General features: G+C 65.0%; 26 protein-coding genes. 5 read left to right on the forward strand and 21 right to left on the reverse strand.

The window, feature by feature from the left end:
* Positions 1-4 precede the first annotated feature (4 nt).
* Positions 5-565, forward strand: coding sequence for a 16S rRNA (guanine(966)-N(2))-methyltransferase RsmD (rsmD, locus tag HY852_RS05150; protein WP_291603090.1), 561 nt, complete (start codon positions 5-7; stop codon positions 563-565).
* Between the two features lie 7 nt (positions 566-572).
* Here rsmD and mutL read toward each other — a convergent pair whose 3' ends face one another.
* The 8 genes from mutL to HY852_RS05190 all read right to left on the reverse strand — a co-directional run bounded on the left by mutL (position 573) and on the right by HY852_RS05190 (position 11658).
* Positions 573-2384, reverse strand: a complete 1812-nt coding sequence (mutL, locus tag HY852_RS05155; RefSeq protein WP_291603093.1) for a DNA mismatch repair endonuclease MutL — start codon at positions 2382-2384, stop codon at positions 573-575.
* A 121-nt stretch (positions 2385-2505) separates the two neighbouring features.
* Entirely contained in the window at positions 2506-2925 is a 420-nt protein-coding gene (gene arfB, locus HY852_RS05160; RefSeq protein WP_291603095.1) for an alternative ribosome rescue aminoacyl-tRNA hydrolase ArfB, read from the reverse strand.
* 113 nt (positions 2926-3038) lie between these two features.
* A complete protein-coding gene (locus tag HY852_RS05165; protein ID WP_291603096.1) occupies positions 3039-4490 on the reverse strand; it encodes a pitrilysin family protein in 1452 nt (483 codons plus the stop codon).
* On the reverse strand, positions 4409-5800 hold the full coding sequence (locus HY852_RS05170; protein WP_291603098.1) for a pitrilysin family protein: 1392 nt from the start codon (positions 5798-5800) through the stop codon (positions 4409-4411). Before HY852_RS05170 ends, HY852_RS05165 begins: the two co-directional genes overlap by 82 nt.
* A gap of 178 nt (positions 5801-5978) precedes the next feature.
* Positions 5979-6701, reverse strand: a complete 723-nt coding sequence (locus HY852_RS05175) for a hypothetical protein (protein ID WP_291603100.1) — start codon at positions 6699-6701, stop codon at positions 5979-5981.
* 99 nt (positions 6702-6800) lie between these two features.
* Positions 6801-7298: a signal peptidase II gene (gene lspA, locus HY852_RS05180; protein ID WP_291603102.1), complete on the reverse strand. Its 498-nt coding sequence runs from the start codon at positions 7296-7298 to the stop codon at positions 6801-6803.
* Positions 7299-7497: 199 nt separating this feature from the next.
* Complete coding sequence (gene ileS / locus HY852_RS05185) at positions 7498-10497, reverse strand: isoleucine--tRNA ligase (protein ID WP_291603104.1); 3000 nt, start codon at positions 10495-10497, stop codon at positions 7498-7500.
* A gap of 189 nt (positions 10498-10686) precedes the next feature.
* Positions 10687-11658: a bifunctional riboflavin kinase/FAD synthetase gene (locus HY852_RS05190; RefSeq protein ID WP_291603106.1), complete on the reverse strand. Its 972-nt coding sequence runs from the start codon at positions 11656-11658 to the stop codon at positions 10687-10689.
* A gap of 233 nt (positions 11659-11891) precedes the next feature.
* Here HY852_RS05190 and HY852_RS05195 point away from each other — a divergent pair, with 233 nt between their 5' ends.
* The gene (locus HY852_RS05195; RefSeq protein ID WP_291603108.1) at positions 11892-12290 is read left to right on the forward strand and encodes a response regulator; all 399 of its coding nucleotides are present in this window, start codon (positions 11892-11894) and stop codon (positions 12288-12290) included.
* A 97-nt stretch (positions 12291-12387) separates the two neighbouring features.
* Here HY852_RS05195 and HY852_RS05200 read toward each other — a convergent pair whose 3' ends face one another.
* The 9 genes from HY852_RS05200 to uvrC form a co-directional block, all read right to left on the reverse strand.
* A complete protein-coding gene (locus HY852_RS05200; protein ID WP_291603110.1) occupies positions 12388-13242 on the reverse strand; it encodes a TIGR01459 family HAD-type hydrolase in 855 nt (284 codons plus the stop codon).
* Positions 13243-13257: 15 nt separating this feature from the next.
* The gene (locus HY852_RS05205; protein WP_291603112.1) at positions 13258-14736 is read right to left on the reverse strand and encodes an EAL domain-containing protein; all 1479 of its coding nucleotides are present in this window, start codon (positions 14734-14736) and stop codon (positions 13258-13260) included.
* 138 nt (positions 14737-14874) lie between these two features.
* Positions 14875-15477 (reverse strand): phage holin family protein, encoded by a 603-nt coding sequence (locus HY852_RS05210; protein WP_291603113.1) that lies wholly within the window; start codon positions 15475-15477, stop codon positions 14875-14877.
* 106 nt (positions 15478-15583) lie between these two features.
* Positions 15584-16930 (reverse strand): aspartate aminotransferase family protein, encoded by a 1347-nt coding sequence (locus tag HY852_RS05215; RefSeq protein WP_291603116.1) that lies wholly within the window; start codon positions 16928-16930, stop codon positions 15584-15586.
* Between the two features lie 133 nt (positions 16931-17063).
* Entirely contained in the window at positions 17064-18023 is a 960-nt protein-coding gene (prmB, locus tag HY852_RS05220; protein ID WP_291603119.1) for a 50S ribosomal protein L3 N(5)-glutamine methyltransferase, read from the reverse strand.
* The gene (locus tag HY852_RS05225; protein WP_291603122.1) at positions 18023-18490 is read right to left on the reverse strand and encodes a molybdenum cofactor biosynthesis protein MoaE; all 468 of its coding nucleotides are present in this window, start codon (positions 18488-18490) and stop codon (positions 18023-18025) included. Before HY852_RS05225 ends, prmB begins: the two co-directional genes overlap by 1 nt.
* Positions 18491-18528: 38 nt before the next feature.
* Positions 18529-18780: a molybdopterin converting factor subunit 1 gene (gene moaD, locus HY852_RS05230; RefSeq protein ID WP_291603125.1), complete on the reverse strand. Its 252-nt coding sequence runs from the start codon at positions 18778-18780 to the stop codon at positions 18529-18531.
* Positions 18777-19394, reverse strand: a complete 618-nt coding sequence (gene pgsA / locus HY852_RS05235; RefSeq protein WP_291603128.1) for a CDP-diacylglycerol--glycerol-3-phosphate 3-phosphatidyltransferase — start codon at positions 19392-19394, stop codon at positions 18777-18779. The genes moaD and pgsA overlap by 4 nt, the downstream gene beginning before the upstream one ends.
* 105 nt (positions 19395-19499) lie before the next feature.
* Positions 19500-21602 (reverse strand): excinuclease ABC subunit UvrC, encoded by a 2103-nt coding sequence (uvrC, locus tag HY852_RS05240; RefSeq protein WP_291603130.1) that lies wholly within the window; start codon positions 21600-21602, stop codon positions 19500-19502.
* 278 nt (positions 21603-21880) lie between these two features.
* Between uvrC and HY852_RS05245 the strand changes: the two genes are divergently transcribed.
* The gene (locus HY852_RS05245) at positions 21881-22501 is read left to right on the forward strand and encodes an outer membrane protein (RefSeq protein ID WP_291603133.1); all 621 of its coding nucleotides are present in this window, start codon (positions 21881-21883) and stop codon (positions 22499-22501) included.
* Positions 22502-22572: 71 nt separating this feature from the next.
* Here the strand turns inward: HY852_RS05245 and HY852_RS05250 are convergent, their stop codons facing one another.
* The 4 genes from HY852_RS05250 to HY852_RS05265 form a co-directional block, all read right to left on the reverse strand.
* On the reverse strand, positions 22573-22788 hold the full coding sequence (locus HY852_RS05250) for a cold-shock protein (RefSeq protein WP_291603136.1): 216 nt from the start codon (positions 22786-22788) through the stop codon (positions 22573-22575).
* Between the two features lie 246 nt (positions 22789-23034).
* Positions 23035-23895, reverse strand: coding sequence for a 23S rRNA (adenine(2030)-N(6))-methyltransferase RlmJ (locus tag HY852_RS05255; RefSeq protein ID WP_291603138.1), 861 nt, complete (start codon positions 23893-23895; stop codon positions 23035-23037).
* Between the two features lie 163 nt (positions 23896-24058).
* A complete protein-coding gene (locus tag HY852_RS05260; RefSeq protein WP_291603139.1) occupies positions 24059-24757 on the reverse strand; it encodes a ribonuclease T2 in 699 nt (232 codons plus the stop codon).
* Between the two features lie 103 nt (positions 24758-24860).
* Positions 24861-25331, reverse strand: a complete 471-nt coding sequence (locus HY852_RS05265) for a hypothetical protein (RefSeq protein WP_291603140.1) — start codon at positions 25329-25331, stop codon at positions 24861-24863.
* A gap of 175 nt (positions 25332-25506) precedes the next feature.
* On the opposite strand from HY852_RS05265, the gene HY852_RS05270 reads away from it, so the two are divergent.
* Entirely contained in the window at positions 25507-25809 is a 303-nt protein-coding gene (locus HY852_RS05270; protein WP_291603142.1) for a hypothetical protein, read from the forward strand.
* Between the two features lie 40 nt (positions 25810-25849).
* Positions 25850-26380, forward strand: a complete 531-nt coding sequence (locus HY852_RS05275) for a DUF3617 family protein (protein ID WP_291603143.1) — start codon at positions 25850-25852, stop codon at positions 26378-26380.
* Positions 26381-26385 lie beyond the last annotated feature (5 nt).

Genomic DNA, 26385 nt, shown 5'->3' on the forward strand with positions numbered 1-26385 from the left:
GCTGATGCGCATCGTCGGCGGACGATTGAAGGGCCGTACTCTGGCTTCGCCCTCCTCGCGCGACATCCGTCCGACGGCGGATCGGCTGCGCGAGTCCGTGTTCAACATCCTGATGCATGCCTACGACGATCCGATTCAAGGCGCGCGCGTGGTCGACCTGTTCGCCGGCACCGGCGCGCTGGGCATCGAGGCGATCTCGCGCGGGGCGGCTTTTGCGCTGTTTGTCGACAATGGCACCGAGGCGCGGGCGCTGCTCCGCAACAACATCGAATCGCTCGGCCTCGGCGGAGTGACGAAGGTGTTCCGCCGCGACGCGAGCAACCTCGGCCCGGCGCATCCTGTCGAGCCGTTCTCGCTGGTGTTCCTCGATCCGCCTTATTCGATGGGCCTTGCCGAGAAGGCGCTCGCCTCTCTGCGCGACGGCGGCTGGCTGACGCCGGGCGCGCTCGTTGTGGTCGAGGAAGCGAAAGCCGCGCAGTTCAAGGCGCCCGAAGGCTTCAAGGAGGTGGAGCGGCGCGCCTATGACGATACCGAGTTCGTGTTCTTGAGGAGCAGCAGCTCGTAACTTGTTGCTACCTGCGCCCGAACAGCTTCTCGATATCCGAGAGCTTCAATTCGACATAGGTCGGTCGGCCGTGATTGCATTGACCGGAATTGGGCGTCTCTTCCATCTCGCGCAGAAGCGCGTTCATCTCTTCGGGCTTGAGCCTTCTCCCGGCGCGCACCGAGCCGTGACAGGCCATCGTGGCGGCGACGTGCATCAGGCGGCGCTCCAGCGGCAGCTCCTCGTCCCATTCCGCCATGCGCTCGGCGAGATCACGCAGCAGGCCGGATGCATCGGTCTTGCCAAGCAGCGAGGGAGTCTCGCGCACCGCGACCGCGCCAGGACCAAAGGATTCGATCACGAGCCCGAACGAGGCGAGTTCCTCGGCGCGCGCCAGCAGCCGTTCTACCGTCGCTTCGTCGATCTCGACGATCTCGGGGATCAAGAGGATCTGCCGCTGCACGCCGTCGCGGGCCAGCGCCGCCTTGAGTCTCTCGTAGACGATACGTTCATGGGCCGCGTGCTGGTCGATGATGATCAGACCGTCGCGGGTCTGCGAGACGATATAGGTCTCGTGGATCTGCGTGCGCGCGGCGCCGAGCGGGCGGTCGATCAGGTCGGCGGCCGGCTGTACCTCCATCCGCACGTCGGCGGTGGGGCCGCCGACGTCGAAGGCGGCCTGTTGTCTCTCGGCGAAGGCGGAAATCGTCGCGTCTTCGAACGCGGTGAGGGGCGCAGCGGGAAGCGCCGGCGAACGGCGCCAATCCCAGTCGCCCGGGCGCGGAGCGAAAGCCGGCCGCAGAGAGGCGAGCGCCTCGCCGCCGCTGTTGGCGGCCGTGCGCCTGCCCTCGCGCGCCAGGCCCTCTTTCAGGGCATGCACGATCAGCGCACGTACCAGGCCGGCATTGCGGAAGCGGACTTCGGTCTTGGCCGGGTGCACGTTGGCATCGACCTCGCGCGGGTCCAGCGTGACGAACAGCGCCACCACCGGATGGCGGTCGCGCGGCAGATAGTCGGCATAGGCAGCGCGTACCGCGCCCAGGATCAGCTTGTCGCGTACCGGCCGGCCGTTGACGAACAGATATTGCCCGAGCGCATTGGCGCGGGTCACGGCCGGCGCGGCGGCAAACCCTGCGACGACCACGCCGTCGCGTTCGGCGCGAACTTCGATGGCGTGTGCGCGGAACTCAGTCCCCAGGATGTCGCCGAGCCGCGTCAGCCGGCCCGCCGCGCCGGGCAACGCGGCCGCCCAGGTGACCGGGGCGCGCTCCTCGCCGGCCAACGTGAAGGCGATATCGGGCCGGGCCATGGCGAGCCGGCGGACGACTTCGCGGATAGCTTCGGCCTCGGTGCGATCGCTCTTGAGGAATTTCAGCCGCGCCGGCGTCGCGAAGAACAGCTCGTTGACCTCGACCCGGGTGCCATGGGCGAGCGCTGCCGGCATGATGTCCGACTTGGCCCCGCCCTCGACCGAGAGCGCCCAGGCGTGCGGCTCGCTGGCATGGCGGGTGGTGATCGCGAGCTTCGCCACTGCCCCGATCGAGGGCAATGCCTCGCCGCGAAAGCCCAGGGTGCGGATCTGCAGCAGATCCTCGTCGTCGAGCTTGGAAGTGGCGTGGCGTTCGACGGCAAGCTCAAGATCGGCGGCGGTCATGCCGCTGCCGTCGTCCGTGATCCCGACCCGGCGCCGTCCGCCGCCCTCCGTGAAAACGTCGATTCGGCTCGCGCCGGCGTCGATCGCATTCTCCACCAACTCTTTCACGACGCTGGCAGGACGTTCCACCACCTCGCCGGCGGCGATGCGGTTGACGAGGCGTTCGGGAAGCTGGCGGACGGGCATGGGGGACTCGCGGGGACCGGTCCCAATGTAGTCGTGGGGACGGGCAAATGCATGGGGCAAGTCCGACCTGCCCACACTTCAAGACGGGGATTGAGAGCCTTACAAAGGGTGGCGGGGGCGCCTAGTCCTCAACGCCCCTTCCGCCGCGTCTCGCCTTGATGTCGCCGCGCCGCTTCTTGCCCTCAAGGCGCCGTTGCTTGGACGCGAATGTCGGCCTGGTCGCGCGGCGCGGCTTGGGCCGGACCATGGCCTCGCGCAGCAGTTCGACCAGGCGATCGATCGCGTCCTGGCGGTTGCGCTCCTGGGTGCGGAAGCGCTGCGCCTGGATCACGATCACGCCGTCCTTGGTCATGCGCTGGCCGGCGAGGCGGGACAGCCGCGCCGCGGCATCCTCAGGCAGGGCGAGCTTGCGCGCATCGAAGCGCAACTGCGCCGAGGTTGCGACCTTGTTGACGTTCTGGCCGCCGGGCCCGGAGGCGCGCACGAATTCGATTCGGATGTCGTCCTCGTCGATGGCGAGGTCGCGGGTTATCCGCAGCATGGGTCACCGGGACATGGATTCGATGACCAGCAACATAGCGGTCTTGAAATCGGCGTGCGTTGCTCATTGTTCCGCCCCCGTTCCGGGGGCGGTCGGGAGGTAACCGCAGGCGATCAGTTGGTCTTCTGCGGCGCCCCTTGCGCCGGCTGCGCCGCGGCCTGCGGGGTGCGGCCAACGATGACGGTGAGGAGGCCCTGGCTCCACAGCCGCCTGGCGGCTGCCCTGGCGTCGTCCAGGGTCACCGCATCGATGATCGCGTTGCGCTTCTCGATGTAATCGATCGGCAGCTTGTCGAGCTGGTATTGCAGCAGCGCCTGCGCGAGCTTGGAGGAAGTGTCGAGTGCCAGCATCTGCGAACCCTTCAGGTAGGACTTGGCTTCGTCCAGTTCCTTCTGCGTCGGACCCTCCTCGGCGATGCGCCGGACCTCCTTCTCGACCGCCTCGATGGTGTCCCCGGCGCGATCGGCGCGTGTCCCCGTATTACCGACGAAAACCGCGGAGTGTTCCATCCACATCAGCGATTCATAGATCGAATAGGCAAGGCCTCGCTTCTCGCGGACCTCGCGATAGAGCCGCGAGGTCAGTCCGCCTCCGCCGAGAATGTGGTTGACGACATAGGCCGCCATGAACTTCGGATCGCTGCGCTTGACGCCCGGGCCACCGAACGTGATCACGGTCTGCGGCACATCGAGCGGAACGAAAGCGCGTTGCGGCGGCCTCGCCGCCTCGACGGCGGGAACCGGCGTCAAGCTTGCCTTGGCGGGCAGCGCGCCGAACGTCTGATCGAGCAGTTTGCCGAGCGTTGCCGGATCGACATCGCCGACGACGGCGATCTTGAGCGTGTCCCTGGCCAGTACCCGCCGGACGTATTCCTTCATGTCCGGAACGGTGATGGTGGGCACGCTCTCCAGCGTGCCGTTGGTCTGACGGCCATAAGGGTGATCGCCGAAGGCAACCTCCAGGAATTTGCGGCCGGCGAGCGCGGTTGGATTGGTGGTATCGCGACGCAGGCCGGAGATGACCTGCGAGCGGATGCGTTCGACGTCGGCCTGATCAAAGCGCGGCGATGTGAGCGCCATGCGCAAGAGGTCGAAGGCCTCGTCCTTGTTGTCGCGAAGCATGCGCACGCTGCCTCGAAACGCGTCGCGGTTCGCGCTGAACGAGAGCTCGATGGCGCGGCGGTCCAGCCGCTCGTGGTAGGCTTTGGAATCGAGTTCGCCCGAGCCCTCGTCAAGGAGATTGGCGACGAGATTTGCGATGCCTGGCTTGCCGCCGGGATCCTGGGCAGCGCCCCCCGTGAAGGCATATTCCATCGCGATCAGGGGAACAGTCGCGTCCTGCACGAACCATGCTTCGATACCCCCCGGCGAGATCAGATGCTGGATCTTGGCTGCGGCATGCGAGGGCGAGGCTGCAGCGAGCGTCAGCGCGAGGGCGGCAGTCAGGCCGCAGGCAATATGTCGGGCGCGAAGGAAATAGTAGTTCACGAACGCTTCTCCTCGCGCTTGGCCGCAACCGTGTCCTTGATCAGGTAGCCGGTCACCGAGCCCTTCTTGTCGAGCCATTTTTCGGCGGCGGCGCGGACCTGCTCGGCGGTAACCGCGCGAATGCGATCCGGCCAGCCTCTGATGTCCTCGATGCTGAGGCCCGTGGTCAAGGCGCCGCCGTACCAGCGGGCGAGCATCGCCTGGTTGTCCTGGGCGTAGATCGCCTCCGCAATAAGCTGCGTCTTGACCCTTTCGAGGTCCTCGGCGCGGATCGGTTTTTGCAGAATGTCGGCAATCACGCTGTCGATGACCTGCTCGACCTGGGCAAACTCGACGCCGGGCCTGGGCGAAACCGAGATCGAGAATTGCGTGGGATCGAGCGAAGTGCCCTGGTAGCTCGCGCTGGCGCTCACGGCGAGCGGCCGGTCGACCACCAGCGCACGGTAGAGATAGGAATTGCTGCCGCTGCCCATGAGTTGCGCGAGCACGTCGAGAGTCGGGCTCTCTCCGGCGGCCGCGGTCGCCGCCGACGGCACCAGGTAATAGCGCCTGACATTGGGCTGCTCGACGCGCGGATCGGCCAGCGTCACGCTACGCGGCGCCGCCGGCTGCGGCTCCTGCGGACGAATGCGGCGCGCCGGGATCGCGGGCTGCGGCGGGACTTCGCCGAACGTTCGCTCGGCGAGCGGACGGACATCGGCGGCCTCAACGTCGCCCGCGATCACCAGGATCGCGTTGTTCGGCGCATAAAAGCGGCGGTAGAACGCCAGTGCATCTTCACGGTCGAGCTTCTCGATCTCCTGGCGCCAGCCGATGACCGGCCTGCCGTAGGGATGGTTCAGGTAGAGCGCGGCCATGATCTGTTCGTTCAGGCGCGCCTCCGGATTGTTGGCGACCCGCATGTTGTATTCCTCCAGCACGACGTCGCGCTCGGGGAGAACGTTCTCATCCTTCAGGATGAGACCGGTCATGCGGTCGGCCTCGAATTCCATCATCTTCGGCCATTGATCGCGCGGCACCCGCTGGAAGTAGCCGGTGTAGTCGACTGAGGTGAACGCGTTCTCGTTGCCCCCGATGCGCAGTACGGTCTGGGAGAATTCGCCTGCCGGATGCTTGGCCGTGCCCTTGAACATCAGGTGTTCGAGGAAATGGGCAAGACCGGACTTGCCGGGCGTCTCGTCGGCCGAGCCGACCTTGTACCAGATCATCTGCGTGACCACGGGCGTGCGGTGATCCGGGATCACCACGACCTGAAGGCCATTGTTGAGCGTGAAGGTGGCGGGCGGCGGTGAGGTTACGGTGGTCTGGGCAATGGCGCCGCCGGTCGAAAGAGCAAGGGTCGAGCAGAGCGCAACGAGCAGGGAAGCTGCCGATCGGTGTGAAGACATCATGATCCTTGTGAAAGCCCGAACCAGATCCGGGGCGAAACCACGCCATGCTACACCATGCAGCCGGGGCCTGGCGTCACGAAGCAGGGAAGCACCATTGACTCGAATGAAAAGCGAATACACATCCGGGGCGCGGATACCTCGTCCGCGAACGTCGGGATGTTGAGGCGAGGCAGCGCTATTGCTGTTTTTCCTTGCCGGTCATGATGTCGTAATACGTCCTCCCGGACTTGTCCGGACCGGTGCCGTAAGCGTAACTCGGCGACGGCGTCTGGTATCCGGGCGGCGGCTCGACCAGCGAGGAGCGCGGCGGCTCGCCTTTGAATTCCTTCGATTCGCCGCTGTTGCCCTTGAACAATCCCATAAAGCCGCCCGTGTATCCGAGTTCGGCCGCGCTCAACATCGGATTGGTGCTGACGCCCGGTTGGATAGGATCCTTGCTGTCGGTCGGGGCGGCTGCGGTCCGGCCGGCATTCAATTCGGCCGGCGTAAGCGGACGGGCCGCCTCCCACGGGGTCGGCTTGCCGCCGCTCTTCTTCCTGGCTGCGATCGCGGCCTTGCGACGTGCCTCGTCCGGATCCTTTGGCCAGTTCGGCGCGTTCGCTTGCGTGGGGGCGGAAGCCGGCGGCGGCAGGTCAAGCTTCGGCGGCACGACCAGCGGCGAGCGCTCGCGATAGTCGATGCCGGGCTTCTCCATGCTCCTGGCGCCGATGCCGGACATCAAGTTGTCGATGATCTTTTCCTCGAACGTCATGTCGCTGTCGTCATCGTCCTGCGCGCGGGCCGCGCCGGCCGTCATGACCAGTCCGATGCCGAGTGCGATGGCGCCGAGCCTCAAGGCGCGCAGCAGCACATCTGCCGAATTCTGCACTTTGGAGCCGCTTGCTTCGGTGTAGCGCATTGCCTTACCCGTTTACTTTTACCCGGGCGCATGGTCGCACCGGTCTCGGTCCCACCCACGCAAGCAGGGTTCCACGTTCACGGTCCGTATCGGCCGGGATCAGGGCGCTTTTGCGGCGGGTACCCCTCGGAAGGAGTCATACAATAGGGCCGCTACCCCAGCAACAATGGCCACATCTGCAAGGTTAAACACGTACCAATTGTAGGTATTTCCGCCGATCTGGACGTGAAACAGCGCAAAATCGACCACCGCGCCATAGGCCAGGCGGTCGATGGCGTTACCAATGGCGCCGCCGATGATGAGGCCGAGTCCTACCGTCGCAAGAAAAGTGCGCGAGTGCGCCATCCAGATCGCCAGGGCAACGACCGCCACCGCCTTGACGATCATGAGAGCAATCTGCGCCAGTTGGCCGTCGTTCTGCAGCCAGCCGAAGCTGATGCCGATATTCCAGGCCAGCACCAGGTCGAAAAACGGCGTCACTCTTACCGCCCCGCGGTGGCCGATGTCGAACACGAACAGGAGCCAGAGCTTCGATGCCTGGTCGAGCACGATGGTGACCACGGCGGAAAGGATGCCGGCCCGGAGGGGAGAGGTCATGGTGAGGTGACTTTCTCCAAGAGCCGAGGCGCCCCGGCGAAAGCCGGGACGTGTAACCCCAGGCGGTCGTTGTTTGAAGGACTTGCGGTCATCGACTCTTGCTTACTTTGACGGCGGTGGGCAGGGAGCCGGCTTGCGTTCGCTACGGGACAGCGGTGCGCGCTGCCCGATGCTCACTGGGCGGAGACGACAGGGCAGATCAGACATTCACCCCCAGGGCCTTCCATTCGCGCAAGGCGCGCGCGTCGCGCGGCGTGACGTCGGGATATTCCGGATCCTCGCCGACGGTCGGCAGGATCTTCCAGGAACGCGCGCATTTTTTGCCCTGTGCCTTTTCGACCACCACGGCCACGCCCGGCACGTCGTTGAGGCGGAACGCGGCGGCGGGCGCATCCTCGTTCGTCACCATGGCGTTCGAGGTGATGCAGACCTCGGCAAGATCGACGTCGAACAACGTTCTGAAGATGGCCGCGTCCGAGACATAGACGAGCGGCGAAGCTTCCAGCGACGAGCCGATGTTCTTGGCCGCGCGCTCGAGCTCGAGCGCGCCGGTGACGACGCGGCGGACGTCGCGGATCGTCTCCCATTTCTCGGCGAGCGCGTCCCCGCGGTATTGCTCGAGGTCATCAGGGAACAGCGTCAGGTGCACCGACGGCTCGTCCGCCGGCTTGTAGAGCTGCCAGGCCTCCTCGCAGGTAAAGCTCAGGACCGGAGCCAGCCAGCGCAGAACCGCATCGCAGATGATGTCGATCGCGGTCAGCGCGGCCTTGCGCGTCGTCGAGGACGGCGGATCGCAATAGAGCGCGTCCTTGCGGATGTCGAAATAGAGTGCCGAGAGTTCGGTGTTCATGAACGCGGCGAGCGTCGCCACCACGGTCTTGTAGTCGAACTCCGCATAGGCCTTGCGGATGATGGCGCCGCGCACGCTGAGCTCGTGCAGCATGTAGCGCTCGAGATCGGGCATGTCGCCATGGGCGATTCTCTCGCTCGGCTTGAAATGATGCAGCGTGCCCAGCATCCAGCGGATCGAGTTGCGCAGCTTGCGATAGGTTTCGATGGTGTTCTTCAGGATTTCCGGGCCGATGCGCTGGTCGTCGGCGTAGTCGGTGGCGCAGACCCAGAGCCTGAGGATATCGGCGCCGGATTGCGCCATCACCTTCTGCGGCTCCACGGTATTGCCGAGCGACTTCGACATCTTGCGGCCGTTCTCGTCGAGCGTGAAGCCGTGGGTTAGCACGTAGTCGTAAGGCGCCCGGCCGCGGGTGCCGCAGCTCTCCAGCAGCGAGGAGTGGAACCAGCCGCGGTGCTGGTCGCTTACTTCGAGATACATAACGCAGTCCTGGCCGCCGTCGACCTTGCGCCTGATGCCGGCAAGTCCCGGGAAATGAACCGGGTCTTCCAGCACGACGGCGTGGGTCGAGCCGGAGTCGAACCAGACGTCGAGGATGTCGTCGACCTTCTGCCAGTCTTCGCTGGCGCGCGAGCCGAGGAAGCGCTCCCGTGCGCCGTCCATGTACCAGGCGTCGGCGCCTTCCTTCTCGAAGGCTTCCGCGATGCGATTGTTGACGGCGTCGTCGATCAGGGTTTCGGCCGAGCCGTCGCCCTTCTCGCGCACGAATACCGCGATCGGCACGCCCCAGGCGCGCTGGCGCGAGATCACCCAGTCGGGCCGGCTCTCGATCATGCCGTTGATGCGGTTCTGGCCCGCCGGCGGCACCCAGTGCGTCACCGAGATGGCGTGCAGTGCCCGTGCGCGCAGCGTATCGCCGGCCTTCGCCCTGCCGCCGTCCGCGATATCCTTGTCCATCGCGATGAACCATTGCGGCGTGTTGCGGAAGATCACCGGCTTCTTCGAGCGCCAGGAATGCGGATACTGGTGCTTGAGCCGCCCGCGCGCGAGCAGCATTTCTCGCTCGATCAGCGCCTTGATCACCGCCTCGTTGGCGTCGCCCTTCTCGCCCTTGTCGTTAAGAACGCGTTTGCCGGTGAAGCCAGGCGCATGGTCGGTGAAGGCGCCGTTCTCGTCGACGGTATAGGGAATTGCGGTGCTGATGCCGCGGCTTGCCAGTTCGCGCGAATTCGCCGTCCAGACGTCAAAATCCTCGCGGCCGTGGCCGGGCGCGGTGTGCACAAAGCCGGTGCCGGTATCCTCGGTGACATGGTCGCCCGGCAGGAGCGGCACGACGAATTGGTAGCCGCCGCCAACGCCCTTCAGCGGATGGGTGCATTCCACGGCATCCAGCGTATCGGCCGGGACGTCGCGTACCTTCTCGTAAGCGGTTACGCGCGCCTGCTTGAAGATGCTGTCGGCCAGCGCATCGGCCAACACCAGGAGGTCGCCGGTCTTGGCCCAATTGTCGGCGGGTGCATCGGTGACCTCGTAGAGGCCATAGGCGATCTTGGGCGAGAAGCTGATGGCGCGATTGCCAGGCAGCGTCCACGGCGTGGTGGTCCAGATCAAGACGCTCGCCTGCGCCAGCGCGCCATGCGCAGGCGAGGAAACCGGAAACTTCACCCACACCGTATCGGAGGTGTGGTCCTCGTATTCGACCTCGGCCTCCGCCAGCGCGGTCTTCTCGACCACGCTCCACATCACGGGCTTGGAGCCGCGATAGAGCGTACCGTTGGCGGCGAACTTCATCAATTCGCGCGCGATCTGGGCTTCGGCAAAATAGTCCATGGTGGCGTAGGGATGATCCCAGTCGCCGATGACACCCAGCCGCTTGAACTCCTCGCGCTGGACGTTGAGCCAATGCGTCGCATAGGCGCGGCACTCACGGCGGAACGCGACCATGGCCGCGGAATCGCGAAAGTCCGGCTTCTGCTTTCCCTTGGAACGGTAGTTCTCTTCCTCGATCTTCCATTCGATGGGCAGGCCGTGACAATCCCAGCCCGGCACGTAGTTGGAATCGAAACCGAGCATCTGCTGGCTCTTCGTCACCACGTCCTTGAGGATCTTGTTCAGCGCGTGGCCGATATGGATGTTGCCGTTGGCGTAGGGCGGCCCGTCATGCAGCACGAATTTGGGGCGGCCTTTCGCCGTCTCGCGCAGCTTGGCGTAGAGGTCGATCTGGTTCCAGCGCGCCAGGATTTCCGGCTCGCGCTGCGGCAGGCCCGCGCGCATCGGAAAGTCGGTCCGCGGCAGGAACAGGGTTTTCGAATAGTCGTTGGCGTCGGGCTTTTGCGGCTTTTCGGACATAGGCTCTGGAATGGCTCAGGAAGGGCGCGGAACGGCGGAAGGGCGAACTAGGAAAAACCCCGGTCTTGCGCCGAGCCTAAGCTCAGGCGAAAGCCGGGCTGCTAATGCCGATGGTGCGCCGCGCAAACATGTTGCTTCCATAGCAGCCGCGCCGGGAAATCGCAAAGGGCCCCGGGCGGGGACGGACGGTCAGTCGATCCTGCCGAGCCTGGGGAATGCGTTTGGAGCCGCGGCGAGCTGGGCGCGGGCTTTGGCCGAGTCCTCATCCATCTGTCGCACCAGGGCCTGAATGCTGTCGAACTTCAATTCCTCGCGGATGAAGCCGATGAAAGCGCAATCCAGGACCTCGCCGTAGAGGTTCCCGTTGAAATCGAACAGGAAGATTTCAAGGAGCGGGGCGCCGTTGTCGAACGTCGGACGGCGGCCGAAGCTCGCCACCCCCTCAAGCCGCCCCTCGCCGCGCCCGATCCGCACCGCATAGACGCCGTGCCTGAGCCCGCAATCCGGGTCGAGCCGGATATTGGCGGTCGGATAGCCGAGGTCGCGGCCGCGCTTTTCGCCGTGAATGACCTCGCCGGTGACGAACCAGGGGCCGCCCAGCATGGTGGTCGCTTCGGCAATTTGACCCTCCGCCAGCGCCATCCGGATGGCACTCGAGGAAACCGGCCGCTCCTCGATGTCGACATGGGCCTGCACGTCGACCTCGATCCCGAGCCGGGGTCCTTCCCTGACCAGCAGGCTGGGCGAGCCGACCCGGCCCTTGCCGAAATGAAAATCGTAGCCGACGGCAATGCCGCTGACCCCGAGCCGCCCGATCAGGTCATGGTGAATGAAATCCTGCGCCGAGGTCCCGGCGCGGACCTTGTCGAAGGTCATGACGACCGCACCGGCAAGCCCGGTGCCGGCCAGCAGCCGCAGTTTCGCCGTTTCGTCGGTCAGCCTGAACTGCGGGGTATGGGGGCTGAAGAACCGACGCGGATGAGGTTCGAAGGTCAGGGCGAAAGCCGGATGGCCGTGCAGGCGGCCCATGTCCATGGCAGCCCCAATGACCGCCCGGTGGCCGAGATGAACCCCGTCGAAATTGCCCATCGCCACCACGACCCCCTTCGGGATCTCCGACGCCGGCGTGGAGTCGCGGATAACGGTAAAATTGGGCGCCATTTCGGGGTTCTCGAACCTGGGGGGTGGGGCCGGACCGTGGCTTGGCGGGCCTGCGGAAGTCAAGCCGCCGTGCCTTCGGCGCGGGCCCGAGCATTTCCGGGTGTCGGTATAGCTATCAGTTAACGCGCTGTTTAAGGGCTGGTGTTAGTCGTTGGGGGTGGACCGTGAGGGCGAGGCCCAGCCGGTTCGTTCGTTGATTTTGCGGCGTTTTTGGGTCGCGTGGGGGAGTCGAGATGGCGGTTGATTTATCGATGCCGGTCCTGGTGGTGGACGATTACAGCACCATGATCCGTATCATCAGGAATCTGCTGAAGCAGCTTGGCTTTACAAATATCGATGATGCCAATGATGGTTCGGCTGCGCTCAACAAGATGCGCAGCAAGAAGTATGGTCTGGTCATTTCCGACTGGAACATGGAGCCGATGACGGGCTACGATCTGCTGCGCGAGGTGCGTGCCGATCCCAACCTGGCGACCACGCCGTTCATCATGGTCACGGCGGAATCCAAGACCGAGAACGTGATCGCCGCCAAGAAGGCGGGCGTGAACAATTACATCGTCAAGCCGTTCAACGCGGCGACGCTGAAGACCAAGATCGAGGCGGTCTTCCCGGATATGGCGAACGCGTCTTGAGGCGGCTTTCGCCTGGATCGTCCCATTGAGGAATTCAAACCGCCCGGGATCTCCCGGGCGTTTTCGTCTCAGCCGGTGCCCTTTGGATGGAACGGCCCTACCACCTCAGCTCGCGCATCAGCGCCTTCGGCGGGTGCCCGAACAATTCCTTGACCGAAGCAGGGTCGAGCTGATCGACCCCCTCGAACTCCTCGGAATGAATGCCGCGGGTGACGAACAAGAGATCGATTCCGAAACCGTGTGCGCCGGCAAGGTCGGTCCGCACGGAGTCGCCGATGGCCAGCACCTGGCTCCGTTCGACCGGATGCGCCAGCCGCTCGGCGGCGAGCGTCATCGCCCGCTCGTAGATCGGCGGATAGGGCTTGCCGTAAAAGATCACCTCGCCCCCGAGCTCCCGATAGAGCTCGGCGATGGCGCCGGCGCAGTAAATCAGCCGGTCGCCGCGCTCGACCACGATATCGGGATTGGCGCAGACCAGCGTCAGCTTGCGCTCGCGCGCCTTCAGCAGCATGGCGCGATAGTCTTCGGGCGTCTCGGTTTCGTCGTCCAGCAGCCCGGTGCAGACGATGTAGTCGGCTTCCTCGAGCGGGGAGAGCACCGCGTCCAGGCCGCGATAGATCGAGCTGTCGCGTTCCGGTCCGAGCCAGAACACCTTTCGGCCCGGATGGTCGGCAACGTATAGCCGCGTCAGGTCGCCCGAGCTGACGATCGCGTCGTAGGTTTCGTCGGCGACCCCGAGCTTGCGCAACTGCCGCTGTACCGAATCCGCCGGGCGCGGCGCATTGGTGATCAGGATGACCACTCCGCCGCGGGACCGAAAGGTGTGCAGCGCCTCGCAGGCCTCGGGAAAGGATTCAAGCCCGTTATGGACCACGCCCCAGATATCGCTGAGAACGATATCGACGCCATCAACGAGCTCGCGCAGGCGCTCGACAAAGTGAAGCGTCGTCATGATGCGAAGTATCGATCAGGTCGGACCGGCAGCGCGCCGCGCCAGCGCGGCCTTTCCGGTTGCGCGCGGAGGCGAGGCCGCCAGGGTCTCGTCCGGGGTGGATTTACGCGAGCCATTGGATGAACCGTTGGACCCTTCGGATTCTTGCGCCTTGCTCGGCGAAGACCCGCCGGTAGCAGATGCGCCCTCTGGCCGCAATGGGCGCGGCGGCGCGAACAGGAAGCCCTGGCCGAACCGCACGTCGTAGTCCAGCAGGTCGACCACGGCGCGCTCTCCCTCGATGCGCTCAGCGATCAGGTCGATGCCGAAGCGACCGAGCAGGTCCGACAGGTCGGAGGGGTGAATGTCGGAGGTGGAGGCGAGTTTCGGGTCGAGGAGCAGCCCCGCGGGTGCCTTGATGAAGCGCACGCCGCGGTCCGCGAGTTCGCGCGGCTCGATGCGCAAATCGGTGACGTGATCGATGGAGAAGCGGTAGCCGCGCTGCGCAAGCGCGGCGAGGTTTTCCGCCTCGGCCTGGCCAAGGTGACGGAACGTCGACTGCTTGAATTCGAGCACGAGGGCGGGCGCGAGCGCACGGTTGGCCTCGAGGAAGTCGAGGCATTGCGAGAACGTCGTCGAATTGCCGAGCGTCGAGGCGGCGACGTTACAGAATACGCCGACGTCCTTGTTGCGCACCATCAGGCGCCGCAGCACCTGCACGCAGCGAAACATGACCATGTGGTCGATGCGTCCGATCAGGCCGGAGGTTTCCGCCGCATCGATGAACTCCTCGGCCGACAGGATCTGGTTTTTCTCGTCATGCACCCGTGTGACCGCCTCGTAGAAGCGCACCCTGCGCTGCGGCAGGGTCACGATCGGTTGCAGGAAGATGTCGACCCTGTTCTCCTCGATGGCGCTGCGAAGAGTCGAAACGATCTGCTGTTTGCGCAGGGCTGCGGATTCCGCGATCGGCGGCGGGACGGAGGGGGGCGCCGCGGAGGTCGGCGGCGGGGAGGACGGTGCCGCGCCACCCATTCCTGGGGCGGGCACCGGCGGCTCGCTCGGTGGATCCTTTTCCGGCATCGCCGCCGGCGCCAGGGTGGCGGGCTCGGCCGCCAGCAGGTCGTCATGCGCGGCGACCGTTGTCGCGAGCTGCTTGACCAGGCTGCCGAGCTCGTTGATCTCGCCGACAACCGACTGGATGTGTTCGGCATGGGTCGAGTTGGAGGAGGCGATGCGTGCCTCGACGGCGGCAAGGCGGCGGCCGAATTCGGCCATCTGGCGGGCAAGATCGGCCGTGCCGCGCGACAGGTCCGCGATCTGGGTGCCGACATCGCTGCGATCACGCAGCCGCATCGAAACCGCGTTGTAGAGGATCAGGAATGTCAGGGCAGCGAGCGCGACGATCGCCGAGTCCGTTCCACTGATGCCCGCCATCGAATAGAGGACCAGGCCGAGCGAGGCGGCGACGAGCACCATGCAGATGGCGATGAAGATCGTGGAAATACGGATCATGATGCGGACGCTGCTCCCCCAAGCGACATCACCTTACCATCAATGTTGATTCGCTGGGCCAGTGTTCTTTGAAGTTGCAACGGAAGCGCCGATCGTGTCGGCCGGCACGCCCAAGCGTACCGTCGCACCGTACCGACGTCACGCATCCATTCGCCGTCCGGGTTGTACGGGGCGGCGCCTTCGGCGCGTCACAGCCCAGCCCAGCAGCGTTCCCGCGAACAGCATGAGGCCGAGCTGCATCCGGGAGTCCCGCAGCGATGGGGCCATTCCGGCGCGTCCAGGACCTCTCTCCCCGGGAGCAAGGGGTGCCAGCGGGATGCTGGTCGCAACTTCCTTTACCGCCTCCTTCACTGTTCCTCGTGGAATTGGGTACGAGGCGATCGCAACGCGCAGGCGGTTGGCGAGTGACGGAATTTCCTTTGCCGGGCGATGCAGCCTGGCCAGGCCGATAGCCGCGCATATTGCGGCAACGATCAGCAGCAACGCCCCGACCGCGCCGAACGCCCAGAACGTCCCGAAGTTCAACTCGACCCAGCGGAACAGCGCCGCCAGACCGACAAGGCACGCCGCCAACACGAAGATGCCGGCCGCGGCAAACAGGCCGGCAGCCACCGCATAGGCCGTCGCCGTGCCGGTCGCCTGACCGGCGCGGTCGCGCAGATAGGACCGCGCGGCGCGCCTGACCTGGTTGAGCTTCAATCCGAGGCCGGCGCGCAGCAAATCACCCGATGGTGCGAGCATGCAAAATCCTCCCCGGACCGAGGCGCGGGCCCCGGTCGTGGATGAACGTGGAGGAGTTTGACTTGTTCCCGAGCAGCTCTTCCCGTTCCAAGCGGGAAGGGGAGCGTCAGACCACCGCGCGGATGACTTTGCCGACCTTTTCGATGATCTCGCCGATCTGGTCTTCGCTGATGATCAGGGGTGGGGTCAGTGCCAGCGTGTCGCCGGCGATGCGCAACATCAGGTCGTGGTCATGGAAGGCGCTGCACATGGCGTCGTAGCCGCGCTTGCCGGCGGCGTCCGGACGCGGCGCAAGGTCGATGCCCGCCGTGAGTCCGATGGTGCGGATATCGACGACATTGGGCATGCCCTTCAGCGACATCACGGCGTCGGCGAATTTCGGCTCGAGCTTGTTGGCGCGCTCGAACAGCTTTTCGTCCCGGTAGACGTCGAGGGTGGCCAGTCCTGCGGCACAGGCGATCGGGTGCGCCGAATAGGTGTAGCCATGGGTGAACTCGACCATGTGCTCCGGACCGCTCATGAACGCGTCGTGGATCGTGTCGCGCGCGATCACGCCGCCCATCGGGGCGGCGCCGTTGGTGACGCCCTTGGCGAAGGTCAGAAGGTCCGGCAGCACGCCATAGCGTTCGGCGGCAAACGCATGGCCGAGACGGCCGAAACCCGTGATCACCTCGTCGAAGATCAACAGGATGCCATGCTTCTGGGTGATCTCGCGCAGCCGCTTCAGATAGCCCTTCGGCGCCGGCAGCACGCCGGTCGAACCGGCCATCGGCTCGACGATGACCGCGGCGATGGTGTTGGCGCCATGCAGGTTGACAAGATTCTCGAGTTCGTCGGCAAAATGCGCACCGTATTCCGGCTCGCCCTTGCTGAAGGCCTGCTTCTCGCGGTCATAGGTCGCAGGCAGGTGGTCGACGCCGGTGAGCAGCGTACCGAACAGCTTGCGGTTGTTGACGATGCCGCCGACCGAGGTGCCGCCGAAGCCGACGCCGTGATAGCCGCGCACGCGGCCGATCAGGCGGGTGCGGCTGCCCTGGCCATTGATCTGGTGGTAGGCGAGCGCGATCTTCAGCGCGGTGTCGGCAGCCTCCGACCCGGAGTTGCAGAAGAAGACGTGATCGAGGCCCTTCGGCGCGAGCTCCGCAATGCGGCTCGCAAGCTCGAACGCCTGCGGGATGCCGAACTGGAACGGGGGCGCATAGTCCAGCGCCTCGGCCTGCTTGGCGATCGCCGACGAAATCTGGGTGCGGCCGTGCCCGGCGTTGGTGCACCACATGCCCGAGGCGGAGTCGATGATCTTGCGGCCGTCGACGGTGATGTAATGCATGTCCTTGGCGCCGGCGAGCAGCCGCGGTGCCTTCTTGAAAGCCCGGTTGGCGGTGAAGGGCATCCAATGCGCCGCAAGATCATTTGGCACGTTGACGCTTGAGGGGCGGGAGCTCTTGTCCAGCATGAGGACCTCTTTGAATGCAAGTCGGGGATCGATGGCTGTCGGCAAACTACCAGCTTCGACGGGCTACGGGAACGTTCCCGCACTCATAATTGCCGCACCTGTCATGCAGATTTCGAGCGGCACTGCACAAAAATCAGTCGAGATCCGATGCCCCGATCCAGAAGACCTCGCCTTCGGAGTCTTCGGTGTCGAGCCACAGCAGAGGCAGTTGCGGAAAGGCCTCTTCCAGCCGCTCGCGGCCGCGTCCGATCTCGCACAGAAGCCCGCCGCCGGGGTTGAGGTGCCGTGGGGCCTCAGCGAGGATGCGACGCACGACATCCAGGCCGTCGCCACCGCCGTCGAAGGCGAGTTTCGGTTCGGCGCGGCACTCCGGCGGCAGAGCAGCCATGCCCTCGGCGTCGACATAGGGCGGGTTGGAGACGATCAGGTCATAACGCGCGTCCTCCAGCGGCTCGAACAGGTCACCGCGGTGGAGGCTGATCCGATCCTCAAGCCCGTAGTCGGAGACGTTGCGCGCGGCGACTTCGAGCGCGTCCATGCAAACGTCGACCGCGTCGATTTGCGCGTTTGGGAAGTGCCGCGCCGCAAGAATGGCAAGACAGCCGGAACCGGTGCAGAGGTCGAGCACGCTCTCGATCTCGGCGGGATCGTCGATCAGCGAGCCGGTGTCGTCGTCCCCGCTGAAATGGGAATCCAGGAGTTCGCCGACAAATGAGCGCGGCACGATGACGCGTTCGTCCACGTAGAAGGGCAGGCCGCGCATGTAGATCTTGTTGACCAGATAGGCAGCCGGTTTGCGCGTGGCGATGCGCCGCTCGATCAGCGCGAGGATCGTCCTGGCTTCGGCGAAGGTGACGCGCGCGGTGGCGAAGGCCTCGAACTGGTCGGGGTGCAGATGTAGCGCCTCGCAGACGAGGAATGCTGCTTCGGCCACGGGATCACTGGTGCCGTGCGCGAAGGCGAGCCTGGCTCCAACGAAGCGGCTTACGGCATAGCGGACGAAATCGAGCAGCGTGACAAGCTCGCCCGCCGAGACTTTCGCAGGCTTTGGCGCGGCGCGGCCGCGCGCTGCCTTTTTGGCGCGCTTGGTCATCAGGATTTGGTCCAGCGCGCGGCGGCCGCATCATCGCGGGCGTGAGCCTCGACCCAGCTCGCGCCGCTGGCGCTCTCCTCCTTCTTCCAGAAGGGGGCGCTGGTCTTGAGATAGTCCATCAGAAACTCCGCCGCCTGGAAGGCCGCCTGCCGGTGCTGCGATGTCGTTACGACCAGCACGATGTTCTCGCCCGGCGTGATCGTGCCGACGCGGTGGATGACGGTGACAGCGCTCAACGGCCAGCGCGACATCGCCTCGTCGACGTGCCGTCCGATCTCCTCTTCCGCCATGCCCGGATAATGCTCGAGCGCCAGCGCCGCGATCTTCTCGCCGCCTTCGTCACCGCGGCAGATACCGGAGAAGCTGACGACGGCGCCGATATCGGTGCGGCCTGCGGTAAGCGCGGCGATCTCCCGCGCCGTATCGAAATCGGCCTTTTGAATACGGATGGTGACGGCGTTGGTCATGGCCCTGATCGTGGCCCTCGTCTGTGGGATGCGGCGGTCTAGCCGCCGGTCATTGGTGGGAAGAAGGCGATTTCCTTCGCGCCCGCGATCGCCGCATCCGGTTTGACATGGGCGTGGTCGATGGCGGCGCGGATCACGCGCGGCCTCTCGAAGGCATAGGCGTAGCCCTCGCCCTGCTTGGACAGCCAGGCGATCAGCTCGTCGACGGTCCCCACGCCGGCCGGCGGCTCGATCGTCTCCTCTGCCTTGCCGACGCGCTCGCGCACCCAGGCGAAATATTTCACCTTCATCCCTCATCCTCCTTGATGAGGTGATGAATTCCGGCACGAAAATAGTCGTAGCCGGTGTAGATCGTGAACAGGGCCGACGCCCACAGCAGCAGAAGGCCGATCTGGGTCACCACCGGCACCACCATGTCTCCGGCCTCGCCGGCGATCAAAAAGCCGATCGCGACCAGCTGCATGGTGGTCTTCCATTTGGCGAGCTTGGTCACGGGCACGCTGACGCGCAGCGCAGCAAGGTACTCACGTAGTCCTGAAACCAGGATTTCCCGGCACAGGATAACGATGGCGGCCCAGAGTGACCAGCCGTGGATGATACCGTCGGCCGCCAGCATCAGCAGACAGGAGGCGACCAGGAGCTTGTCGGCGATCGGATCGAGCATCCGGCCAAACGCCGATTGCTGGTTCCAGGCGCGCGCATAATAGCCGTCGAGGTAGTCGGTGACGCCCGCGGCGATGAAAACGGCGACCGCCACCCAGCGCAGCCACAGCGGGCCGTTCAGGATGGACTGCGCATAGATGCAGCCGACCACGACCGGGATCGCGGCGATCCTGGCGTAGGTCAGGATGTTCGGAAGGGACATCGAGCCCTTGGCGGTCCCTCGTGTGGTTGCGATGTTCATCAGTCCTACCAATACCGCTGCGCCGTGAAGGTCAACCGTCAGGCCTAGATGACTGGCCGGAAACGACGTCCATATGACCGGATAACTTATCTTTCCAGCCCCGGGTCACCCCGTTTGGGTGTGGAAATACTCGAAAATCTTGCGGGCGCTTTCGGCACTGACCCCCGGAACCTTGCCGAGATCGGCGACGGAGGCCCGTTCGATCTCCTTCAATGTTCCGAAGTGAAGCAGCAAGGCACGTTTGCGTGACGGGCCGATACCCGGGATCTCCTGCAGCCCCGCTTCGCGGAGATCCTTCTTGCGCAGCTTGCGATGTGAGCCGATGACAAACCGGTGCGCCTCGTCCCGCAGCCGCTGGATGAAATAGAGCACGGGGTCGCGCGGCTCCAGCTTGATCGCCTCGCGGTCGGGCATGAACAGCGTCTCGCGGCCGGCGTCGCGGTCCGGCCCCTTGGCCACCGCGAGCAGCAAGACGTCCTTCAGGTCGAGCTTCTCGGCGATCTCTCTGGCCGCATTGAGCTGGCCGCGGCCGCCGTCGATGATGACGAGGTCGGGCCGTTGCGGGAATTCGTCGTGCTTCTCGTTTTCCCTGGCCCTGGCTTCGCCATCTGGCGCGGCCAGCAGTCGCTTGAAGCGGCGCTGCAACACTTCGCGCATCATGGCGTAGTCGTCGCCGGGCGTGAGCCCCTCGGACTTGATGTTGAACTTGCGGTACTGGTTCTTCACGAAGCCGTCCGGGCCCGCGACGATCATTGCCCCGACCGCGTTGCTCCCCTGGATGTGGCTGTTGTCGTACACCTCGATCCGCCTCGGCGGATGCGGCAGGGCAAGCGTGGCGGCCAGCGCCCCGAGCAGGCGGCCCTGTGTCGCGGTGTCGGCAAGCTTGCGGCCCAGCGCCTCGCGCGCATTCGTCAGCGCGTGCGCGACCAGTTCCTTCTTCTCGCCGCGCTTGGGCACCGAGACCTCGACCTTGTGGCCGGCCTTGATCGACAGCGCATTGGCCAGGAGCTCGCCTTCCTCGATCTCGTGCGAGAGCAGGACGAGCTTCGGCGGCGGCTTGTCGTCGTAGAACTGCGCGAGGAACGAGGACAGCACTTCCTCCGGCGTGAAGGTCTTTTCGGCTCGCGGGAAGTAGGCGCGGTTGCCCCAGTTCTGCCCGGTGCGGAAGAAGAACACCTCGACGCAGGAGAAGCCGCCTTCCTGATGAATGGCGAAGACGTCGGCCTCCTCGACCGTGCGCGGATTGATGCCCTGCTGCGACTGGATCGCCGACAACGCGGCAAGCCGGTCGCGGTACAGCGCCGCAGTCTCGAATTCGAGCTCGCTCGAGGCCTTTTCCATCTCGCGCGCCAGCTCCTGTTTCACCAGATGGCTGCGGCCGGACAGGAAATCGGTCGCTTCGCGAACAAGCGTCGAATAGCCCTGGAAATCGATTTCGCGGGTGCAGGGACCTGCGCAGCGGCGGATCTGATAGAGCAGGCACGGGCGGGTGCGGCTCTCGAAGAAGGAATCGGTGCAGGAGCGGACCAGAAACGCGCGCTGCAGCGCCGTGATGGTGCGGTTGACCGCGCCCGCCGAGGCGAAGGGGCCGAAGTACCGGCCCGGCCGCGTCTGCGCGCCGCGATGCTTGAGGATCTGCGGCGCCCAGTGGTCGCCGGTGATCAGGATATAGGGGAACGACTTGTCGTCGCGGAGCTGCACGTTGAAGCGCGGGCGCAGCTGCTTGATGAGGTTGGCCTCCAGCAGCAGCGCCTCGGTTTCCGTCGAGGTGGAGACGATCTCGAGGGCAACGGTGGCGGCGATCATGCGCAGGATGCGCGCCGGCTGCGGCGCGCCCACCCTGGCATAGGAGGACAGACGTTTGCGGACGTTTTTGGCCTTGCCGACGTAGAGCACATCGTTGCTGGCGTTGAGCATGCGGTACACGCCGGGCGAAGTGGGGGCGAGCCGCACCGCGCGATCGATCGCGGCATGACCTGTCGCCAGCGGACCTTCGGCGACCGCTCCACTCTCTTCCAGGACCTCGGGCAGGCTTGTCTGGTCTTCTCTTGCCTCGTCCTCTTCCTCGCCGCCTGCGCTGGCAGGGTCGATGTCCGGCGGCGCCATTTCCTGCGGACTCAGCTCCTGAGGGTCTGCCTCGGCCGCGGAACCGCGCCGCGCCTTGGGTGCGCGAGGGGTCTTCGGATTGTCGGTGGAATCGTGGTCCATGGGCAGAAATCTAGGCGCTGGGATCGGCGATTTGAAGTTCCTGTCGTCGCCCGCCATTCAGCCCCAACCGCCGCCGCGTTGCACGCCGGTTAACGGCCGCGCGGGCGCGTAACGCTTTGTTAGGAATGCTGAGCGGTCGGTAAACGGACCTTAACAAGCCTTTAACTTAAAACTCGCGATAAATCCTACGCGAAAAAGAGTGAGTTCCGTAACCATGCGGCTCGCACGCGCCATGCGCTCTGCGAACCACTGGTCGCGGCAGTTGCGTGGAGAGTGCGATGAGAACGTTCGTTTTGAGCGCAGTGGCGATCGCTGCGGGCTGGACGGCATCGGCTTATGCCGCCGATCTCAACTATGCACCGCGCGCGCCCTACACCGTCAACCAGCCACTCAACGCCTACAGCTGGGCCGGCCCCTATCTCGGCGCCAATATCGGTTATGAATGGGGATCGGTCGACAACAACCTGACCAAGCCGTCCGGCTTTCTCGGGGGCGTGCAGGCGGGCTACAACTTCCAGAATGGTCCGTGGGTGTTCGGAGCCGAAGGCGACATCCAGGCCACCGGCGCGGACGATACGTTCGCGCCGTGGAAGTTCTCCAATCCCTGGTTCGGCACGATCCGCGGCCGGGCCGGTTATGCCTTCAACAACATCCTGTTCTACGGCACCGCGGGGCTGGCCTTCGGCGAGTTGCGCGGCGCAACCTTTGGGTTCTCCGAATCTCACACCACCGCGGGCTGGACCGCCGGCGCCGGCGTGGAACTTGGCTTCACTCCGAACTGGAGCGCCAAGGTCGAGTATCTCTACTTCGACCTGTCAACGAGTCCGTTCGCCATCACGGGCGTGTCGAATGGCTACAGCGCGAACGTCGTGCGAGCCGGCGTGAACTATCGCTTCTGATAAGAAAATACCGGACCCATAGCCTCTCCCCGGCCGCTTCTGGCGGCCGGGATTTTTTTGCGGGGCGCTCTTCAGGTAATGATCACGAGATTGACTGCCTTCGGTCCTTTTCCCTTCTTGTCCGGCTCGACTTCGAAAGTGATACGCTGTCCTTCGCTCAGGTCCTTCAAACCGGCCCGCTCGACCGCGGTGATGTGCACGAAAACATCGCGACCGCCATCGTCCGGCTTGATGAAGCCGTAGCCGCGCTCGCCGTTGAAGAACTTGACCGTCCCCGTCATGGCCATCGGGACTCCTCCCCCGCATTGCTCCGCCGTGACGCCCATCGCGTCCGGCACAGGACCGGACGTTTACTGTCCGGGAGCTTGGCCACCTTGGGCGGGCACCCGACCCGCCTGGATCTTTCTTAGGCCTTCACTCCGCCGCAACCATTCGCGGAAGCGGAACGTAAAGCCAGTCACGCGCTCAGCATAATACGGTTCCCTGCAAATTGACCACCATTCTTGCACATTTTTCCAAGCTGGCCGGGTTACTCAGGCCGTGGGAGCCTCGAGCCGGAATCGGCCGGCGCCACCTTGGCCGAGCGGCTTTTCGAGCTCCGGCAGAATGGTCTTGAGCTCACCGTGCAGCGGCCATGGCGGGTTGACGATCAACAGGCCGGTCGAGGCCAGCTGGCCTCCGGCCTCCTGGGGGGCAACGCTGAACTCCAGGCGCAGGCATTTTCCGGGCGGCGTTGCCGCTTGAGCGGTCGCCGCCACCGCCCGTGCGAGCGCATCGGTGGCGCGACGGCTCTTGGCCGGATACCACAACAGGTAAATGCCGGTCGGCCATTTCGCGAATGCGCTTGAGAAACAGTCGCGCAGCCGGTCGAATTCGTCCTTGGATTCGAAGGGCGGGTCGATCAGCACGAGGCCGCGCCGCTCTTTCGGCGGAACGAACGCCGGCAGTGCGACCCAGCCGTCGAGATCGACCACGCGCGCCTGGGCGTCGCGACGGAGCGTGTCGATCAGCGCCTTGCGCGCACTCGGCTCCACTTCACAGGCAACCAGGCGATCCTGCGGCCGCAGCAGGCCGCGCGCGATCAGCGGCGATCCCGGATAGGTTTTGAGCCCGGGGCCGGAATTGAAGGCCCTGACGAGGTCGAGATAGGGCTTGATCAGCGATGCCGCCGTTTCCGAAAACCGCGCCTGCAGGATGCGCGCGATGCCGGTCAGCCACTCGCCGCCGCGGCGCGCCTCCTCGCTTTCGAGGTCATAGAGACCGGCCCCGGCATGGGTGTCGATGACGCGAAACGCGGCCGGCTTCTCCTGCAGATAGAGCAGGATGCGGACCAGCACGATGTGCTTGATCACATCGGCAAATCCGCCGGCGTGAAAGGCGTGACGGTAGTTCATGGGTGACAGTTACGACATCACGCCATCAAAGTAACGGGTCATTGCAGGCCGACGCGAAAGCGTCGAACCACGGCGGGCAAACTGCGCTGCGGGGAATCGCGAGATTCCGGGCCTGTGCTTGCGCACCAGTCGGAGTGACGAGCCCGATACGCAGGACAAATGTCTAGCCGCCCCTGATCGGCGGCATCGTTACCTGGTCGCGGCGGCAGGCGCGGCGATCCATGTCCTCGCAGGCGCGGAACTGCAGGTCCTTGTTCATGCAGATGCGCACCTCGCTGAGCCGCGTCCGGCTGCAGGACACCGAGATCGCCGAATCGCTCAAGCCCGGATTAGCCTTGATGAAGGACTCTTCGACCTCGGAAGGGGCGAGGGTCCTGGCCTGCGACATCTCGAGATACTCGGCCGGAATCTTCACGGCGGCGCGCGCCTTGCGAATGGTCTCGAAGTAGGTGCGTTCCGACATGCCGGAGCAGGTGCCGTGCTTGTCCCATTCGTTGAAGATCAATCCCGGCGCCGGCATCAGGTCGAGCATCGAGGAAACGATGTTGCGGTTGAGCCGCGGGGCCGGCCGCTGGCAATACTCTGGAAAGCCGCTCTCGTATTGCGGCCACAGCCCATGCACCACGAAGGAGTAGGGTCGGCCGCCGCACTGGATTTGGGAGCGGCCGCCGCGCTCCGCCGCCTCCTCGCAGAACGAGGGCGACCACGACAGCGACAGCACGTAAAAGTCGAATTCGCCGGGCGCGTTCTGTCGCTTGTCCTGTGCGACGGCGATGTCGGGAAGGCCGAGTGCGCCGGCGAGGGCCGCCAGCGCGAGATGGGCCAGGAAACGGGGCAGGGAAGACAATCGGGAAGCAAGCATGGCAACGTCCTCAACTAGGCTGTGCAGCCAGCCTAGCAGTGAGCGAGAACATTTCAAGAACAAAATCTGGCGTTGTGCCTGAGCCAGCCCGAATCACGGCTTCTCAGGGCCGGGCCGCCTTGCAGGCAGGGTTGTAGGCCCAGTTGCGGTCGAGGCCGACGACGCACCACTCGACGCCCTGGCCGAAGCTGGCATAGCCGCCGTCTTCGATGATCGAGAAATGCACCGTGCGCACCTTGCCGTCGTTCATCAGGGCATGCCCGCTGCAATAGCGGCGCGGGATGTTGTCGGACTGCCAGGGCCGGAATGCGGTCTCACGAACGGCCGAAAAGCCCTCGATTTTCAGCGCCGAATTCCAGAAAGTGCTTTCTTTCTCCCAGAACTGCGTCGCGATCGTCGGCAGGGCGTGTTCGCACGGCGCGACGCGCCCGTCATAGCGCGGGCCGCTCAGCCAGAAATTCAGCTCCAGCGGATTGGCGGCCTTTGCCTCGCCAAGGGCCATTGCCCCGCCAAGAAGGGCGCCGAGCACGGTCGCAAAGCGAAGTCTTTTCAGAGGAGTGGAAAGGTTGCGCATGGCAGCACCGCTGGGTGGTCGATCGTCGGACGGTGCCGCGAAGGCAGCAACAGGTCAAGTGCAGGGCGGCAACACTCGCGCACCACTTGGCCGGGACCTCCCATCCTGCCGGTCGGCGTTCTTTTCAGGGGCTGCAATGCACCTTAAGATGCCGCGAGCCAAATGGAGTGATGCGATGCGAATCAGTGGGGCCGCGGGCCTGGCCGCCTCTACCCTTGTCGCTTTGGGATTATTGGCCGCGTTGCCGGCGCGCGCCGACTGGGTGCCGCCCTTCAAAGGCAACGATACCGGCGGGATCATCGCCTATTCACTGGCGCGCCAGGTCGATGCCCGGCAGCTCGCGGTCGATCACTGCGCTGCCTACGGCAAGGTGGTGAAGTTCCTGGCGGTGCAGCCATATGATGGCGGCTATCTCTCCTTTGCCTGCCGCTGGGTGCCCTATGGTGCCAGCGAACGGCCGTTGCGCACGCTGTACTGAGGGTAAGGGCGACGCCGTCTTTCCGGGTGTTTGGCGTGTGATGCGACAGTCTCTTGCTTTGCTCGGATGCTGCAGCGTTCTTGGGCTCGTCCTGTCGTCGGGCGCGCAAGCGGTCGAACTGCCGGTGCGCAAGGCGGGGCTGTGGGAAATGAAGATGGTCAGGGCCGGCTCGCCGATGCCGGAAATGACTATGCAGCACTGCACCGACGAGAACGTCGACAGGGACATGAACGACAGCGTCTCGCCGCTCGCCAGGCAGGTCTGCTCCAAGCAGGACATCCAGAAGACCGCGACCGGTTATGTCAACGACTCGGTCTGCAGCGTCGCCGGCGTGACCACGACCTCCCATGCCGAGATTACCGGCGACTTCAATTCGGCCTACACCATCAAGACCACTTCGCACGCCGCGGGTGGCATCGCCGGCCCCGGGCATGATGGCGCCATGACCATCGAGGCGAAGTGGCTCGGCGCCTGCAAGGCCGACCAGAAGCCCGGCGATATCGTGATGCCCGGCGGCTTCAAGATGAACGTCCGGGACGCCGACAAGCTGAAAGGCCTGCTGCCGAAATGAAGTAA

Origin of the sequence: Bradyrhizobium sp., from assembly GCF_016213215.1 — a bacterium.
GTDB lineage: Bacteria > Pseudomonadota > Alphaproteobacteria > Rhizobiales > Xanthobacteraceae > Bradyrhizobium.